This window comes from Pseudomonas sp. B21-032 (assembly GCF_024748965.1).
Lineage (GTDB): Bacteria > Pseudomonadota > Gammaproteobacteria > Pseudomonadales > Pseudomonadaceae > Aquipseudomonas.
In genome coordinates, this window is record NZ_CP087180.1 from 5,273,843 (window position 1) to 5,289,800 (window position 15,958).

The following is a 15,958-nucleotide window of genomic DNA, read 5'->3' on the forward strand; positions in this document are numbered from 1 at the left end:
AATCAGCGCTTGAACGCCTTGACTTCGGCTTCACGCAGGCGTGGTGCCAGCTTGTCGAGCACGCCGTTGACGAACTTGTGGCCGTCGGTCGAACCGAACACCTTGGCCAGTTCGATACCTTCGTTGATCACAACGCGGTACGGAACATCAACGCGCATCATGAACTCCCAGGTGGACAGGCGCAGCACCGCCAGTTCAACCGGATCGAGCTCTTCGAGGGCCAGGTCCAGGCACGGCTTGAGTGCTTCGTCGATTTCGACTTTCTTCGCCGGAACCCCATGAAGGATTTCGCGGAAGTAGGCACCGTCGACATCGGTGAAATCGTTATCGACCCGGAACTGCGCTTCGATCTCGTTCAGCGACTGCTTGGCCATATGCCATTGGTACAGGGCCTGGGTCGCGAGCTGACGGGCTTCGCGACGCTTGGCGCTTTTCGATGGCTTGCCAGCATCCGCAGGTTTTGGATCGCGCGGGTTGAAACGATCGCTTTCGTCGCTAATCACTTGGCCTCCAACTGCGCCAGCAGGCTGACCATTTCCAGAGCGGACAGGGCAGCTTCGGCGCCCTTGTTGCCGGCCTTGGTGCCGGAACGCTCAATGGCCTGTTCGATCGAATCGACGGTCAGGACACCGAAGGAGACCGGCACACCGAACTCCATGGACACCTGGGCCAGGCCCTTGGTGCATTCGCCCGCAACGTATTCGAAGTGCGGGGTACCGCCACGGATCACGGCGCCCAGGGCGATGATCGCGGCATATTCGCTTTGCTGGGCGACTTTCTGTGCCACCAGCGGGATTTCGAAGGCACCCGGGGCACGGATGATGGTGATGTCGCTTTCGTTCACACCGTGGCGAACCAGGGCATCAACGGCACCGCTCACCAGGCTTTCGACGACGAAGCTGTTGAAGCGGCCAACCACCAAAGCATAGCGACCTTTGGGGGCAATGAAGGTACCTTCGATGGTCTTCAGGGTCATTGCGGAGTTCTCATCTTAAAGAGCCAGGCCGCAAACGGGCGGCCTGTGGGTGTTTGGGACACGAATGGCAGCGCGAAAAACCGCCTGCTTTATTCGGAGGGCACGTATTCTACAACTTCCAGATCGAATCCGGATATCGCATTGAACTTCATTGGCGAACTCATCAGGCGCATTTTGCGCACGCCCAGGTCGCGCAGGATCTGCGAACCGGCACCGACGGTGCTGTAGGTGGTCGGGGTTTTCGCCTGGGCGCCAGCGTCGGCGCTTTCGCGAATGTGCGCCAGCAGCACGTCGCCATCGAGCGGGTGGCCGAGCAGCAGCACCACGCCGCTGCCGGCGTCTGCAACGGCGCTCATGGCCGCGCGCAGGCTCCAGCGGCCCGGTTGCTTGACCATCAGCAGGTCGCGCAGCGGGTCCATGTTGTGCACCCGCACCAGGGTCGGTTCTTCGGCGCAAATGTTGCCCAGGGTCAGCGCCATGTGCACATCGCCTTCGACCGAATCACGGTAGGTGACCAGGTTGAAATGGCCCAGCTCACTGTCCAGCGGCTGCTCGGAAACCCGCTGAACGGTACGTTCGTGGATCATCCGGTAGTGGATCAGGTCGGCAATGGTGCCGATCTTGATGTTGTGTTCGGCGGCAAAAGTCTCGAGTTCGGCGCGACGCGACATGGTGCCGTCGTCGTTCATCACCTCGCAAATCACCCCGCTCGGCTCGAAACCGGCCATGCGCGCCAGGTCGCAGGCAGCTTCGGTGTGGCCGGCACGGGCCAGGGTCCCGCCAGGCTGGGCCATCAGCGGGAAAATGTGACCGGGGCTGACAATGTCTTCGGCCTTGGCATCACGGGCAGCGGCAGCCTGCACGGTGCGCGCGCGGTCGGCGGCGGAAATGCCGGTGGTGACGCCGGTGGCGGCTTCGATCGACACGGTGAACTTGGTGCCGAAACCCGAGCCATTGCGTGGCGCCATCAGCGGCAGCTTGAGCGTTTCGCAGCGCTCGCGCGACATCGGCATGCAGATCAGGCCGCGGGCGTGCTTGGCCATGAAGTTGATGTGCTCGGCCTTGCAGCACTCGGCGGCCATGATCAGGTCGCCTTCGTTCTCGCGGTCTTCGTCATCCATGAGGATGACCATTTTGCCTTGGCGGATGTCTTCGACCAGTTCTTCGATGCTGTTGAGCGCCACTCGGCACCCCCTTTCAAATCAGGATTTCAGGTAGCCGTTGGCGGCCAGGAAACTTTCGGTGATGCCGCTGCCTTTGCTTGGCTCGGCGGCCTTGTCACCCAGCAGCAGACGCTCCAGGTAACGTGCCAGCAGGTCGACCTCAAGGTTCACCCGACGACCTGGACGGTAGTCGGCCATGATGGTTTCGGCCAGGGTGTGCGGGACGATGGTCAGCTCGAACTCGGCGCCATCGACGACGTTCACCGTCAGGCTGGTGCCGTCGACGGTGATCGAGCCCTTGTGGGCAATGTACTTGGCCAGCTCCTTGGGTGCACGGATGCGGAACTGGATGGCGCGGGCGTTATCGCTGCGCGAGACCACTTCGCCGACGCCGTCGACATGGCCGCTGACCAGGTGACCGCCCAGGCGGGTGGTCGGCGTCAGGGCTTTTTCGAGGTTGACCCGGCTGCCGCTTTTGAGCTCGTTGAAGGCGGTGCAGTCGAGGGTTTCGCGGCTGACGTCGGCCCAGAAGCCATCGCCAGGCAGCTCGACCGCGGTCAGGCACACGCCGTTGACGGCGATGCTGTCGCCCAGCTTGACGTCGCCCAGGTCGAGCTTGCCGGTTTCGACATACACCCGCACGTCACCGCCTTTTGGGGTCAGGGAACGGATGCTGCCAATCGATTCGATGATGCCGGTGAACATGAAGTCCTCCTCGAGAACAGGGCTGCGCATGGCGCTAGCCGCAAATTATACGCCGGGCGCAGGCTTGGGTACTGCAGTGACTCGCCAGTCATCGCCTACTGCGCGCATTTCGGTGATCTGCAAATGGGGCGCCTGGCTCATTTTATCCAGGGGCCAGTCGAGCAACGGCCGGGCACTGGAGCCAAGGATGCGTCCGGCGACAAAAATCTGGTACTCGTCGATCAGTCCCTGCCGGGCAAAGGCGCCGACCAGGCCGGCACCGGCTTCGACCAGCACTTCGTTGACGCCACGCGCGGCCAGCTCAAGCATCAGCGCCGGCAGGTCGACGCGGCCAGCACTGCCGGGCAGGCTCAACAGCTCATGACCGGCCTGGGCATAACGTGCGTCGGCTTCAGCGGCGGTGACCACCAGGGCCGGGCCGGCGGTAAAGAACGGCGCATCGAGCGGCACACGCAAGCGACCATCGATCAACACCCGCAAGGGCGGACGCACCAGGGCCAGCGCGGTGGTTGCCGGGTCCAGGCCCAGTTCTTCGGCGCGCACGGTCATCCGCGCGTTGTCGGCCAATACGCTTTCGGCGCTGGTCAGCACCACGCTGGAGCGTGCGCGCAAACGCTGCACTGCCGAGCGCGCCGCCGGGCCGGTAATCCACTGGCTCTCGCCGCTAGCCATGGCCGTGCGGCCGTCCAGGCTCATCGCCAGCTTGGCCCGGACGAACGGCAGGCCGTGTTCCATACGCTTGAGAAAGCCCGGGTTCAGGGCGCGGGCCTCGGCCTCCAGCACACCGCTGGCAACCTCGACACCCGCATCGGCCAGACGCTTGAGGCCGTTGCCGGCGACTTGCGGATTGGGGTCCTGCATGGCCGCGACCACCCGCGCCACACCGGCCTTGACCAGCGCCTCGGCACACGGCGGCGTGCGCCCATGGTGGCTGCACGGCTCAAGGGTGACGTAGGCGCAAGCGCCGCGGGCCAGCTCGCCGGCCTGGCGCAAGGCATGCACCTCGGCATGCGGCTCGCCGGCGCGCACGTGCCAGCCTTCGCCGACCACCTGGCCGTCACGGACGATCACGCAGCCCACGCGCGGGTTCGGGTGGGTGGAGTACAAGCCTTTGCGGGCCAGCTCGACGGCCCGGGCCATGTAGTGCGCATCAAGCACCGCGCGTTCGCTAGACATGCTCACTCTTTAGCCGGCACACGGGCCAGGCGGTCGATTTCTTCACGGAACTCGTTGAGGTCCTGGAAACGCCGGTACACCGAGGCGAAGCGGATATAGGCGACTTCATCGAGCTTTTGCAGCTCGGCCATCACCAGCTCGCCGACCACCAGCGACTTGATCTCGCGCTCACCGGTAGCCCGCAGCTTGTGCTTGATATGCGCCAGCGCCGCTTCCAGGCGCTCGACGCTGACCGGGCGTTTTTCCAGGGCGCGCTGCATACCGGCACGCAGTTTTTCTTCGTCGAAAGGCTGGCGGCTGCCGTCCTGCTTGATCAGCCGGGGCAGAACCAGTTCGGCGGTTTCGAAGGTGGTGAAGCGCTCACCGCAGGCTACGCATTCGCGCCGACGGCGCACTTGCTCGCCCTCGGCAACCAGTCGCGAGTCGATGACCTTGGTGTCGTTGGCACCGCAGAAGGGACAGTGCATGGTGGCAGGCAACAAAAAAAGGGAGGGCCATGGTAGCGCATCCCACTGGCAAGACAAGCCAAAGGGGTTACCATCCAGTGAGGAAATACGCCGCGAAGGAATTCCCTATGCCATCAAGAGCGCTTGTCGTGCTCAGTTTTGCTGCCGTGCTGAGCGCGTGCAGCAGCGATAAACCCCAGCCTGTGCCGGCGCCCAAAGCCCCGGTAGCCAGCAAACCGGCCAAGGAGCTCGGGCCACTGCCGGCCTATCAACGCGAATTGAGCGGCACCTTGCAGAACATTCCGGCCGGCGCCGAAGTCGAACTGGCCCTGCTGGTGATCGATGAGCGCGGCCGCCCGCAAGGCTTGCTGGCCAGCAGCACGTTCAGCGGCAATGGCCTGGACCTGCCGTTTCGCCTGCGCTTCAACCCCGAGGCCTTTCCCGCCGGGGCGCGGGTCGAGCTGCGCGGTCGCGCGAGCAAGTCCGGCCAGCTGATCCTGCACCTGCCGCCCCTGCGCATCGCCCAGGCGCAAACCCAGGCCACCGGCCCGCTGCGCTTCGAAAAGGCGCCATGATGGCGCCCGCTCCACTGCAACAGGCCTTGAGCGAGTTGCTTGGGGATGCGCAACTGGTGGTCAGCGACCTGCCCGAGTGCGCGCTCAAGTTGTGGCTGATCGATGCGCAGAACATGGACCGCGCCTTCAGCTCCGAAGAAACCCGGCGCATCCTTCACGAGCCGCCGTACTGGAGTTTCTGCTGGGCCAGCGGCCTGGCCATGGCCCGCTACCTGGATGAGCATCGGCATTGGGTCGAAGGCAAGCGCGTGCTGGACTTTGGCGCAGGCTCCGGGATTGCCGGTATCGCGGCAGCCAAGGCCGGCGCGCTGGAAGTGGTGGCTTGCGACCTTGACCCGCTGGCGCTGCAGGCCTGCCGGGCGAATGCCGAGCTCAATGAGGTGGAACTGAGTTATTCCAGCGATTTTTTCCAGGAGGCCGACCGTTTCGACCTGATCCTGGTCGCCGACGTGCTCTACGACCGCGCCAACCTACCGTTGCTGGACGAGTTTCTCAGCCGTGGCCAGCAGGCCCTGGTCGCCGATTCGCGGGTACGGGATTTCAGCCACCCGCTGTACCGGTCGCTGGGCGTGCTCGATGCCCTGACCCTGCCGGACCTGGCCGAGCCCCACGAATTCCGCCGGGTCAGCCTGTACCACGCCAGCCGCCAGCCTTTATAGTGATGCCATTCACGGATTTTCGAGAGTCGCGATGAACCCTGCTACCCCGTACATTTTCGATGCCACTGGCGCCGACTTCGATCAGTTGGTGATCCAGAACTCTTTCCATAAACCGGTACTGGTCGACTTCTGGGCCGAGTGGTGCGCGCCGTGCAAGGCACTGATGCCGCTGCTGGCGCAGATCACCGAGAGCTACCAGGGCGAACTGCTGCTGGCCAAGGTCAACTGCGATATCGAGCAGGACATCGTCGCCCGCTTCGGCATCCGCAGCCTGCCCACCGTAGTGCTGTTCAAGGATGGCCAGCCGGTCGACGGCTTTGCCGGTGCCCAACCCGAGTCGGCGATTCGCGCCCTGCTCGAACCCCATGTACAACTGCCGCCACCGGCTGCCGCCGACCCGCTGGAGCAAGCCCAGGCGCTGTTTGCCGAAGGCCGTTTCAGCGAAGCCGAAAGCACCCTCAAGGCGCTGCTCAGCGAAGACAACAGCAATGCCGGCGCGCTGATCCTCTACGCCCGCTGCCTGGCTGAGCGCGGCGAACTGGGTGAAGCCCAGACCGTGCTCGACGCGGTCAAGAGCGACGAGCACAAGGCTGCCCTGGCCGGTGCCAAGGCGCAGCTGACCTTTCTCGGCCTGGCCGCCAGCCTGCCGGAAGTCGCCGACCTTAAAGCGCGCCTGGCGCAGAATGCTGAAGATGACGAGGCCGCGTACCAGCTGTGTATCCAGCAGTTGTCGCGTCAGCAGTACGAAGCGGCGCTGGAAGGCTTGCTCAAGCTGTTCAAGCGCAATCGCGGCTATGACGGCGGGGTGGCACACAAGACCTTGCTGCAGGTGTTTGACCTGCTGGGCAACGACCACCCGCTGGTTGGCAACTACCGTCGCAAGTTGTTTGCTGCCTTGTATTGAATTGATCGCGGGGCAAGCCCGCTCCTACTGATCCTGTAGGAGCGGGCTTGGCCCGCGATACCCTCATTACCCCACCCAGTGATAAACCGGCGCATCCGCCCCGCTTTGCACCTTCACCTCGGCACTGTGGCGCAGGCGCACCAGCAGTCGCTTGCCCGCCGCGGTATTGCCCGCCAGCCCTTCCAAGTGTTCAAGCAACTCCGGCCCGTTGAGCTGCCCGGCCTTGCGCAGTACCTCGCGCGCCGCCTGCCAGAGCGCATCATCCGGTCGCACCGCCGCAACCGCACTCGCCGCTGCTGCAGGCGCTGGCGTCACAGCGGCCAGCTGGCCGCCCAGTTGCGCCCATTCCGCCGGGTCCAGTTCCAGGGTCAGGTCTACCGGCCAGTCGCCGATGTGTCCGCGAATTCGCATGGGGGTGTCCTTGTGCGCAGTCAATGGGCCCATGCTCCCACGCCAACGCTTCATCGCCAAGCACACTGGCGCACGCCGAACAAGTTGTTATAACATTACCAAATCATTCCAGTGCCTCCGCGGAGTCAGCCCATGCGTCGTCTGTTGCTCGCCTTGCCGTTTGCCTTGTTGCCCCTGGCCGTCGCCCACGCCCATGAAGGCCACGACCACGATCATGACCACGCCCATGGCAGCCTCGGCGCCCATGAACACGGCGTCGCGCGCTTGAATGTGGTGCTCGACGACAAGTCCCTGGAACTGGAACTGGACAGCCCGGCGATGAACCTGGTCGGCTTCGAACACCCGGCCACCAGCGCCGCCGACAAAGCCAAGGTTGCTGCCGTGCGTTCACAATTGGAAAAACCATTGGCGCTGTTCGGCCTGGCCAAGGCGGCCAACTGCAGCGAAAGTGACCAGGAGCTGGAAAGCCCGCTGTTCGGCGACAAGCCGGCAGTCGATGATGACGGCGACGAGCACGAAGGCCATGAGCACAGTGAGGTCCATGCCCATTACCGGCTGACCTGCGACAAGCCCGCTGAGCTCAAGAGCCTCGACCTGACTCCGTTGTTCAAGGCCTTCCCCGCCACCCAGAAAATTACCCTGCAACTGATCGGGCCCAACGGCCAGCAAGGTGTCGAAGCGACCCCGGCCAAGGCCACGATCAACTTCTGATAGCCCTTTTGCAGCGAAACGCCCGGGGTAACCCGGGCGTTCATTTATGAGCCAGGCACTGATTGAACTGACCGACCTGGGCTTCGCCTGGCCGGGCCAAGCCCCCCTGCTGGAGATTCCCACCCTGCGCCTGGAAGCCGGCGAATCGTTGTTTCTCAAAGGCCCCAGCGGCAGCGGCAAGACCACCCTGCTGGGCCTTTTGGGCGGTGTGCAAAAGCCCGATCGCGGCAGCATCCGCCTGCTCGGCCAGGACTTGAGCGAACTGAAGCTGGCCGCCCGCGACCGTTTTCGCGTCGATCACACCGGCTACATCTTCCAGCAGTTCAACCTGCTGCCGTTTCTCTCGGTACGGGAGAACGTCGAACTGCCCTGCCGCTTCTCGCGCAGCCGCGCACAACGCGCCGCCGAGCGCCATGGCAGCATCGACCAGGCCGCCGCCAGCCTGCTCGCCCACCTGGGCCTGAAAGACCCGGCGTTGCTTGCCCGCCGCGCGGGCAGCCTGTCGATCGGCCAGCAACAGCGCGTTGCCGCCGCCCGGGCCTTGATCGGCCAGCCGGAGCTGGTAATCGCCGACGAGCCAACATCAGCCCTCGACGCCGACACCCGCGAAGCCTTCATCCGCCTGTTGTTCGCCGAATGCCGTGCGGCCGGCTCGAGCCTGCTGTTCGTCAGCCACGACCAGAGCCTGGCACCGTTGTTCGACCGCCAGCTGTCCCTTGCCGAACTCAACCGCGCGGCCCGCCCGGCCAACGACCTGGAGGCCTGATGTACCTGCTCCGCCTTGCCCTGGCCAGCCTGGCCAACCGCCGCTTTACTGCATTTTTGACCGCCTTCGCCATCGCCCTGTCGGTGTGCCTGCTGCTGGCGGTCGAGCGGGTGCGCACCGAAGCCCGCGCCAGCTTTGCCAGCACCATCAGCGGCACCGACCTGATTGTCGGCGCCCGCTCGGGCTCGGTGAACCTGCTGCTGTACTCGGTGTTTCGCATCGGCAACGCCACCAACAACATCCGCTGGGAGAGCTTCGAACACTACGCCAGCGACAAACGGGTGAAATGGGCCATTCCCATCTCCCTGGGCGATTCCCATCGCGGCTACCGGGTGATGGGCACCGACGCGCGCTATTTCGAGCACTACCAGTACGGCCGCAAGCAAAACCTGCAACTGGCCGAGGGCCGCGCCTTCGCCAGCGACCCGTTCGAGGTGGTGCTCGGTGCCGAGGTGGCCGATGCCCTGCACTACAAGCTGGGCGACAAGCTGGTGCTGGCCCATGGCGTGGCGGCCATCAGCCTGGTCAAACACGATGACAAACCGTTCACCGTGGTCGGCGTGCTGCAACGCACCGGCACCCCGGTCGACCGCACCCTGCACATCAGCCTGGGCGGTATGGAAGCCATCCACATTGACTGGCACAACGGCATGCCGGCCCGCGGCGCCGGGCGTATCAGCGCCGATCAGGCGCGCAACATGGACCTCAAGCCCGCCGCCATCACCGCCTTCATGCTCGGCCTGAACAACAAAGTGGCCACCTTCAGCCTGCAACGGGAGATCAACGAGTACCGCAGCGAGCCGCTGCTGGCGATCCTCCCGGGCGTGGCCCTGCAAGAGCTCTGGAGCCTGATGGGCACGGCCGAGCAGGCGCTGTTCGTGGTCTCGCTGTTCGTGGTGCTGACCGGCCTGATTGGCATGCTCACGGCGATCCTCACCAGCCTCAACGAACGGCGCCGGGAAATGGCCATCCTGCGCTCGGTCGGCGCGCGTCCCTGGCACATTGCCGGGCTGCTGGTGCTCGAAGCACTGGCCCTGGCGGTGGCCGGCATCATCGCCGGGGTGGCTTTGTTGTACGCCGGCATCGCCCTGGCCCAGGGTTACGTGCAGGCCAATTACGGCCTGTTGCTGCCGCTGGCCTGGCCCAGCGCCCATGAATGGATCCTGCTGGGTATCATCCTTGGCGCCGCCTTGCTGATGGGCAGCGTGCCGGCCTGGCGCGCCTATCGCCAGTCGCTGGCCGACGGCCTGTCCATTCACCTGTGAGTAACTCGATGAACCGCGTCTTGCTGCTGTTGCTGCTGTTGATTGCCTCACCGCTGTGGGCCGCTGAACCGCGCCCCCTGGAGTGGCAGCAACTGATCCCGGCCGGGGTGCCGGTGATCCAGCCGCAACTGGCGCCGTTGCACGACCTTTCGCAATTGAGCGACGCCCTGGCCGCGGAAGCTGCACCCGCTGCGCGGCAAACCGCACCCAATGCCCCGGTGGTCAAGGCCCTGGATGGCCAGCAGGTCAAACTGCCGGGGTATATCGTGCCGCTGGAGGTCAGCGAAGAAAGCCGCACCACCGAGTTCCTGCTGGTGCCTTACTACGGCGCCTGCATTCATGTACCGCCACCGCCGTCGAACCAGATCGTTCACATCTTCAGCGAGATCGGCGTCAAGGTCGAAGACCTCTACCAACCGTACTGGATTGAAGGCCAGATGCAGGTCAAAGCCTCCAGCAGCGAGCTGGCCGATGCCGGATATCAGATGGAAGCCGAGAAAATCTACGCATACGAGCTAGAATGAATGTCCGCTTGTCAGCCTTTGACGATTTCATTGAGCTGCGTCAAAAGTCGCCGTCCGTCAGCTCCTTACCATTGGACTCATTAAATTCTAAACGTCCTTTGGGAGCTTCCATGAACAAGTCCTTGCTTGGCGCCTCGCTCGTTGCTCTGGCGCTTGCAGCCCCTGTTGCCCACGCCCACCAGGCTGGCGACTTCATCCTGCGTGCCGGTGCGATCACTACCGCTCCCAACGAGAACAGCGGCGACATCAAGCTCGACGGCACCAAGATGTCCGGCACCAAGGCCACTCTGGACAGCGACACCCAGCTGGGCCTGGCGTTTGCCTACATGCTGACCGACCACATCGGCCTCGAGCTGCTGGCCGCCACTCCGTTCCAGCACACCGTGGGCGTCAAGGGCCTGGGCGCTGGCCTGGATGGCAAACTGGGCGACATCAAGCAACTGCCACCGACCCTGTCGCTGCAGTACTACCCGATGGAAGCTTCGTCGAAGTTCCAGCCTTACGCCGGTATCGGTCTGAACTACACCATGTTCTTTGACGAAGACCTGAGCAGCAACCGCAAGGCTCAAGGCTTCAGCAACATGAAGTTGAAGGATTCGGTCGGCCTGGCCGGTCAGTTGGGCATGGACTACATGATCAACGACAACTTCCTGATCAACGCCGCGGTCTGGTACGTCGACATCGACACCAAGGCCACCATCGACGGCCCCAGCGCCCTGGGCGTTGGCAAGACCAAGGTCGACGTCGATGTCGATCCATGGGTCTACATGGTTGGCGTGGGTTACAAGTTCTAAGCGTCTTCAAACGCACATCGCGGGGCAAGCCCGCTCCTACAACGTGATGTAGGAGCGGGCTTGCCCCGCGCTGCTTTTCAGCGTCCTAAAAGTCGCGCCAGCCCCACCACCAGCGGCGTCGGCTCAGGGAAATCAAAACGCGCCAGCAAGCGCTGGTTGTTCGCCCGCGAATGGCGGATATCGCCCGAGCGCGCCGGCCCATGGCTGATCGCCGGCAAATCGCCAACCACCGACTTCAATGCCGCCAGCAACTGGTTCAGCGAAGTGGCCTGGTTCAGGCCGATGTTCACCGCGCCCTCCTCGACCTGTGCCAACTCCAGCGCCTGGACCATTACCGTGACCAGGTCGCCAACATAGAGAAAATCGCGGGTCTGCTCACCGTCGCCAAACAGGGTGATCGGCGTGCCGTTCAGGGCGCGCTCGCAGAAGATGCTGATAACCCCGGAATACGGCGAGGAAGGATCCTGGCGCGGGCCGAAGATATTGAAAAAGCGGAACACCACCGGCTCCAGACCATGCTGGCGGCGGTAGAAGTCCAGGTACTGCTCGCTGGCCAGTTTATCCACCGCGTAAGGCGTCAACGGCGCCTTGGGCGTGTCTTCGACAATCGACTGGCCTTCGCCATTGTTGCCGTACACCGCCGCGCTGGAGGCAAACAGCACGCGTTTGATGCCGTTCAGGCGCATGGCCTCGCACACGTTGAGGGTGCCGATGAAGTTGCTCTGGTGGGTTTTCACCGGGTCGTCCACCGAGGCCTGTACCGAGGCGACCGCGGCCAGGTGCACCACCGCCTGGCAACCGGCCGCGGCGCGCTTGACCAGTTCGGCGTCGGCGACATCACCTTCGACCAGTTGCAGCCGGGGGTTGTCGATCTGCAGGTTGCTGCGCTTGCCCGTCGACAGGTCGTCGAGGATACGCACGCTATAGCCTTTTTCCAGCAACGCATCGCTGAGGTGGGAACCGATGAAGCCGGCGCCACCGGTGATCAGAATAGGGGCATCAGCCATGACGATAGAAGCGATCCAGTAAGGGCGGCAAACCGGCGCGCCAGGCGCGGGGCTTGATGCCGAAGGTGTGGAGGATTTTCTTGCAGGCCAGCACCGCATGCTGCGGTTCTTCGCTGGCGTCCGGGCGCGCGGCGTGGGCCTGCGCGGTCGGGGCCTGTACCGCCAGCTTATGCAACTGGGCCGCTTCAGTGAGGATAGCCTGCCCCAGCGCCAGCGGCGTGGTCGCCTCGTTCCCGGCGTAGTGATAGGTGCCCCACAGGGGCGCGGCGCAATCGAGCTGCTTGAGCACCGAGAGGATTACCCGCGCAGCGTCGTCCACCGGCGTCGGGTTGCCGCGCCGGTCATCGGCCAGCAGCAGTTCCTGCGGTTGCTCGGCGCGGGTCAGGAAGCGGCCGAGGACGCCATCGATACTCTCGTCGAGCACCCAGCCAAAGCGCAGCAACACATGCTGCGGGCAGGTGGCGCGCACGCTCTGCTCGATGCGCCACAGGGCCTGGCCACGCAGGCCCAGCGGCACTGGCTCGTCCTTTTCGCTGTAGGCGGTCGCCCGCGAGCCATCGAAGACCCGGTAGCTGGACGGCTGGACAAGAATGATGTTGTGGTGCTGACACAGCTCGGCCAGGCGCTCGACGGCGCGCTCCTGCTGGGCCAGGCGCTGCTCGCTGACCGCTTCGGCCTGGAACCAGTCGAAGTAGTAAGCCAGGTTGATCAGCGCATCAGGGCGGGTGTCGTCGAGCAACTGGGTCAGGCTCGCCGGATCCCAGCCGCTGTCCGGCGGGCGCGGTGCCAGAAAGCCGATATCTTCCTCGGCCCCGAGTCGAATCAGCGCTTGCCCGAGGGCACTTCCACCACCCAACAGCATCAGGCGCATTCGCATAGAGTCAGCAGGTCCGATCAGATTATTGGAAGAAAGCCTTCATTTTGCGGTTTCCGGCAGGGGAAGTCCAACACAGGGGCGCCCGTCCTGCCCGGCGCGGCGCTGAGGGCAAGGTTTTTCCTGTGCTTACACAAATCCGGAAACTGCCTATACTGCGCCCGGAATGAGCTGACTCGCCTGAATGGATTAACCAGGAGAATAGTTAGCTTATTCGTTCGCCGGGGCGCAGCAGCACTTTCTGCACCCTGGTCGGCACGGATTGCCAGATAAAACCAATAACAAAGGAATGTTTCCCATGCAGGATTCGGAAGTCGCGTACCTGAGTTTCGACCAGGACCAGGCCCGTACGCTGGCAGCTGCCAGCCAGCACCTCGCCGAACTCGGCGGCCCTCAGGCCCGCGGAGTCGCCAACCAGGCGCGCCAGTGGGCACAACGCCTGCACCCTACCCTCGACGCCAGCCAGAAGGCCGTGTTGCAACGCTTTGCCGATGGCCAGTTGTCGGCCCTGATGTGCTCGCAGATGGCCTGCCCCGGCAGCGATCCGCTGCCCGAGCATCTGCCTGAGCTGGCCACCCTGGCTCAGAGCGAGCGCTGCCTGTACCTGGCCTCGCGCAACCAGTTGCTGCTGGAGCTGGTGAACTACCGGGCCTTTGCCTTCGATATCGACAACGAAGGCCAGATCATGCGGCTGGTCGGCAACTTCAAAGGCGGCGGCAGCGTGCCCCGCCCCGACGAGCACCAGCACACCGAAGTCGAACTCAGCTCTCACGCCGGGTTGCACCTGGGCCCGCATACCGAAGCGCCCTACAACTGTTCGGTTGCCGCCAGCGAGGGCCGCTCACCTGCGCCGTCAGCGCTGATCCTTTCCGCGCGCTGGAACCCGGCGGGCGAACCGACCCGGATCATCCCGCTGCGCGCCATCATCGAGCAACTGGGCAGCCTGCATGCGCTGGCGTTGACCTCGGCCTCCTTCGACTTCACCCGCAGCGAGTGCTTTGTCGCCGGTCAAGGCGAGGCCGGCCAGGCCACGTCGATGCTGCAGTTCGATCCCGACGGCGGTTTCAGCCTGCGCTACAACTCGTATCGTTTCTCGTTGAACGATCACGCCAGCGACGCCGCAGCCCGTGCCTTCGACGCCTTCCAGGCGCTGGTCCGGGACGCCCAGCCCTTGCCGTTCGTGCTCCAACCCGATAGCGCCTTGCTGATCAATAACTGCCGCGCCCTGCATGGGCGCGACATTCTCCAGGACAACCGGCGCCTGCTGGTGCGCCTGTTCGGCTACTCGCGCTTTGCGCGCCCGGTAGTCCTCAACGATGACCCGCTGCTGGTGCGTGGCTGAACAAGGGAACCCCCCGATGATGGAAATTGATATCACCCTGTTGCTGACCCTGGCGTCGGTAGCGCTGATGGCCGGCTTTTTCGACGCCATCGCCGGCGGCGGCGGGCTGATCACCCTGCCGGTGCTGTTCGTTGCCGGCATCGACCCGCTGGCAGCGATCGCCACCAACAAGTTCCAGGCCGCCTCGGCGACGGTCTCGGCCACCTTCGCCTTTGCCCGCAAGGGCATGATCGACTGGAAGCGCGGCCTGCCCATGGCGGCCATGGCTTTTGCCGGTGGCGCCCTCGGGGCGCTGTCGGTGAGCCTGGTGCCCAAGAGTTTCCTCCAGGCCTGCGTACCGGTGCTGCTGATCCTGGTGGCCGCCTACTTTGCCTTCAGCCCCAAGCCGGACGAGCAGCAGCGCAAGGCGAGGATCTCGATCAGCCTGTTCTGCCTGGCGGTGGCGCCAGTGATCGGCTTCTACGACGGGGTGTTCGGCCCCGGCGTTGGCTCGTTCTACATGGTGGCGTGCGTGGTTCTGCTCGGCCAGCCGATGCTGCGCGCAGTGTGCAACAGCAAACTGCTCAACGCCGCCTGCAACCTCGGGGCGCTGTCGGTGTTTTCCCTGAGCGGCGCGATCGTCTGGCCGCTGGCCCTGGCGATGGCTTGCGCGGCCTTCGTCGGCGCGCAACTGGGGGCTCGCTGCGCGGTGCATTTCGGTCCTAAACTGATCAAGCCGCTGCTGGTCTGCGTGTGCTGCATCATGGCCCTCAAGCTGCTGCTCAGCGCCGGCAACCCCCTTGGCGAATGGCTGCAACATCAGTTTCTATAGGCGGTGTCCATGCACCTGGAAGCAATTTCGACTCAACGCTCCACCTGGCAGTACGACGAACCCGCGCCGGCTACCGAGCGCTTCATCAGCGAAACCTTCGACGGTTTCCAGCAACAGGCGCGGCTGCTTATACCTGACCAGGAGCGCGCTGCGCCGATGTTCGTGATCGGTGGCGCGCGCTCGGACTTCACCCGCCTCAACCCGCTGCTGTATCGCCTGCAGCAGCAGGGGATCGGCTCACTGACCGGCAACCTCTCCGGCCACAGCCTGGCCGCCGAGCCCGGCGCGCCGCAGCCGTCGCTGACCACCAACCTGGAAGAAGCGCAGCGCTTTCACCGGCATATCGCCGAGCGCTGCCAGACCCTGCTCGGCCACAGCCTGGGCGGCGCCATCGCGCTGAAACTGGCAGCGCAAACGCCGGCCATCGACAAACTGGTGCTGATCTGCCCGGCGGTTTACCCGGACGCCGCCCACCAGGCGCCGTTCGGCCCGGCCTTCAGCGCAGCGATCCGCCAGCCCTACGGCTTTCTTGACTGCGACAGCTACGAGTTTCTGCGCACGTTTGCGGGCCGGGTACTGCTGGTGATCGGCGAATTCGACGGGCTCAACTCCAAAGCCTACGGGCAAGCCGAAGGCACCTCGGCCGGCACCTTGTGGCTGGCCGGCGCCCAGCGCTATAGCCCGATCCCTGAAGAAGTCACCCAGGCCCTGCTGCGCGCCGTGCCGGCACCGCACCTGGAATGCCTGCTGCTGACCGACTGCGATCACGGCATTGCCGCACACCTGCGCGACAAGCCGGCGGTGGCCGATCAGGTGGCGCAGGTGGTGGCCGAGTTCATTCTCGGCTAA

The 15,958-nt window shown here is 64.4% G+C and carries 20 protein-coding genes; 11 read left to right on the top strand and 9 right to left on the bottom strand.

Going from position 1 to position 15,958, the window contains the following annotated elements:
* Positions 1–2 precede the first annotated feature (2 nt).
* The 6 genes from nusB to nrdR form a co-directional block, all read right to left on the bottom strand.
* Complete coding sequence (gene nusB, locus LOY54_RS24350) at positions 3–503, bottom strand: transcription antitermination factor NusB (RefSeq protein WP_258608253.1); 501 nt, start codon at positions 501–503, stop codon at positions 3–5.
* Entirely contained in the window at positions 500–976 is a 477-nt protein-coding gene (gene ribE, locus LOY54_RS24355) for a 6,7-dimethyl-8-ribityllumazine synthase (RefSeq protein ID WP_010222842.1), read from the bottom strand. The genes nusB and ribE overlap by 4 nt, the downstream gene beginning before the upstream one ends.
* Positions 977–1,065: 89 nt before the next feature.
* Positions 1,066–2,160 (bottom strand): bifunctional 3,4-dihydroxy-2-butanone-4-phosphate synthase/GTP cyclohydrolase II, encoded by a 1,095-nt coding sequence (ribBA, locus tag LOY54_RS24360; protein ID WP_038998529.1) that lies wholly within the window; start codon positions 2,158–2,160, stop codon positions 1,066–1,068.
* Positions 2,161–2,178: 18 nt separating this feature from the next.
* Entirely contained in the window at positions 2,179–2,844 is a 666-nt protein-coding gene (locus LOY54_RS24365; RefSeq protein WP_010222840.1) for a riboflavin synthase, read from the bottom strand.
* Positions 2,845–2,889: 45 nt separating this feature from the next.
* Entirely contained in the window at positions 2,890–4,020 is a 1,131-nt protein-coding gene (gene ribD / locus LOY54_RS24370; RefSeq protein WP_258608254.1) for a bifunctional diaminohydroxyphosphoribosylaminopyrimidine deaminase/5-amino-6-(5-phosphoribosylamino)uracil reductase RibD, read from the bottom strand.
* 2 nt (positions 4,021–4,022) lie between these two features.
* Positions 4,023–4,487 (bottom strand): transcriptional regulator NrdR, encoded by a 465-nt coding sequence (nrdR, locus tag LOY54_RS24375; protein WP_010222838.1) that lies wholly within the window; start codon positions 4,485–4,487, stop codon positions 4,023–4,025.
* A gap of 107 nt (positions 4,488–4,594) precedes the next feature.
* Here nrdR and LOY54_RS24380 point away from each other — a divergent pair, with 107 nt between their 5' ends.
* From LOY54_RS24380 to trxA, 3 genes are read left to right on the top strand one after another with little or no spacing between them, the layout of a single operon-like run.
* Positions 4,595–5,041 carry a YbaY family lipoprotein gene (locus LOY54_RS24380; protein WP_093379042.1) on the top strand — a complete coding sequence of 149 codons (447 nt, stop codon included), beginning with the start codon at positions 4,595–4,597 and terminating at the stop codon, positions 5,039–5,041.
* Positions 5,041–5,700: a methyltransferase gene (locus LOY54_RS24385; RefSeq protein WP_093379039.1), complete on the top strand. Its 660-nt coding sequence runs from the start codon at positions 5,041–5,043 to the stop codon at positions 5,698–5,700. The genes LOY54_RS24380 and LOY54_RS24385 overlap by 1 nt, the downstream gene beginning before the upstream one ends.
* A gap of 31 nt (positions 5,701–5,731) precedes the next feature.
* On the top strand, positions 5,732–6,604 hold the full coding sequence (gene trxA, locus LOY54_RS24390) for a thioredoxin (protein WP_258608257.1): 873 nt from the start codon (positions 5,732–5,734) through the stop codon (positions 6,602–6,604).
* Positions 6,605–6,670: 66 nt separating this feature from the next.
* Here trxA and LOY54_RS24395 read toward each other — a convergent pair whose 3' ends face one another.
* Positions 6,671–7,015: a hypothetical protein gene (locus tag LOY54_RS24395; protein WP_045199981.1), complete on the bottom strand. Its 345-nt coding sequence runs from the start codon at positions 7,013–7,015 to the stop codon at positions 6,671–6,673.
* 132 nt (positions 7,016–7,147) lie between these two features.
* On the opposite strand from LOY54_RS24395, the gene LOY54_RS24400 reads away from it, so the two are divergent.
* The 5 genes from LOY54_RS24400 (at position 7,148) to LOY54_RS24420 (ending at position 11,075) form a co-directional block, all read left to right on the top strand.
* Positions 7,148–7,726: a DUF2796 domain-containing protein gene (locus LOY54_RS24400; RefSeq protein ID WP_045199983.1), complete on the top strand. Its 579-nt coding sequence runs from the start codon at positions 7,148–7,150 to the stop codon at positions 7,724–7,726.
* 46 nt (positions 7,727–7,772) lie between these two features.
* Positions 7,773–8,492, top strand: a complete 720-nt coding sequence (locus tag LOY54_RS24405) for an ABC transporter ATP-binding protein (protein WP_045199985.1) — start codon at positions 7,773–7,775, stop codon at positions 8,490–8,492.
* Positions 8,492–9,757, top strand: coding sequence for an ABC transporter permease (locus LOY54_RS24410; protein ID WP_258608258.1), 1,266 nt, complete (start codon positions 8,492–8,494; stop codon positions 9,755–9,757). Before LOY54_RS24405 ends, LOY54_RS24410 begins: the two co-directional genes overlap by 1 nt.
* An 8-nt stretch (positions 9,758–9,765) precedes the next feature.
* Positions 9,766–10,281, top strand: a complete 516-nt coding sequence (locus LOY54_RS24415; RefSeq protein ID WP_258608259.1) for a DUF3299 domain-containing protein — start codon at positions 9,766–9,768, stop codon at positions 10,279–10,281.
* A gap of 110 nt (positions 10,282–10,391) precedes the next feature.
* Positions 10,392–11,075: an OmpW family protein gene (locus LOY54_RS24420; protein WP_038998518.1), complete on the top strand. Its 684-nt coding sequence runs from the start codon at positions 10,392–10,394 to the stop codon at positions 11,073–11,075.
* A gap of 77 nt (positions 11,076–11,152) precedes the next feature.
* On the opposite strand, the gene LOY54_RS24425 is transcribed toward LOY54_RS24420, so the two are convergent.
* On the bottom strand, positions 11,153–12,082 hold the full coding sequence (locus LOY54_RS24425; protein ID WP_045199989.1) for an NAD-dependent epimerase/dehydratase family protein: 930 nt from the start codon (positions 12,080–12,082) through the stop codon (positions 11,153–11,155).
* Positions 12,075–12,959 carry a sugar nucleotide-binding protein gene (locus tag LOY54_RS24430; protein ID WP_045199991.1) on the bottom strand — a complete coding sequence of 295 codons (885 nt, stop codon included), beginning with the start codon at positions 12,957–12,959 and terminating at the stop codon, positions 12,075–12,077. The genes LOY54_RS24425 and LOY54_RS24430 overlap by 8 nt, the downstream gene beginning before the upstream one ends.
* 295 nt (positions 12,960–13,254) lie before the next feature.
* On the opposite strand from LOY54_RS24430, the gene LOY54_RS24435 reads away from it, so the two are divergent.
* The 3 genes from LOY54_RS24435 to LOY54_RS24445 are packed head-to-tail and all read left to right on the top strand — an operon-like array spanning position 13,255 to position 15,958.
* Positions 13,255–14,298, top strand: coding sequence for a TauD/TfdA family dioxygenase (locus LOY54_RS24435; RefSeq protein ID WP_195885136.1), 1,044 nt, complete (start codon positions 13,255–13,257; stop codon positions 14,296–14,298).
* A 16-nt stretch (positions 14,299–14,314) separates the two neighbouring features.
* Positions 14,315–15,109 (top strand): TSUP family transporter, encoded by a 795-nt coding sequence (locus LOY54_RS24440; RefSeq protein ID WP_045199995.1) that lies wholly within the window; start codon positions 14,315–14,317, stop codon positions 15,107–15,109.
* Between the two features lie 9 nt (positions 15,110–15,118).
* The gene (locus LOY54_RS24445) at positions 15,119–15,958 is read left to right on the top strand and encodes an alpha/beta hydrolase (RefSeq protein WP_258608260.1); all 840 of its coding nucleotides are present in this window, start codon (positions 15,119–15,121) and stop codon (positions 15,956–15,958) included.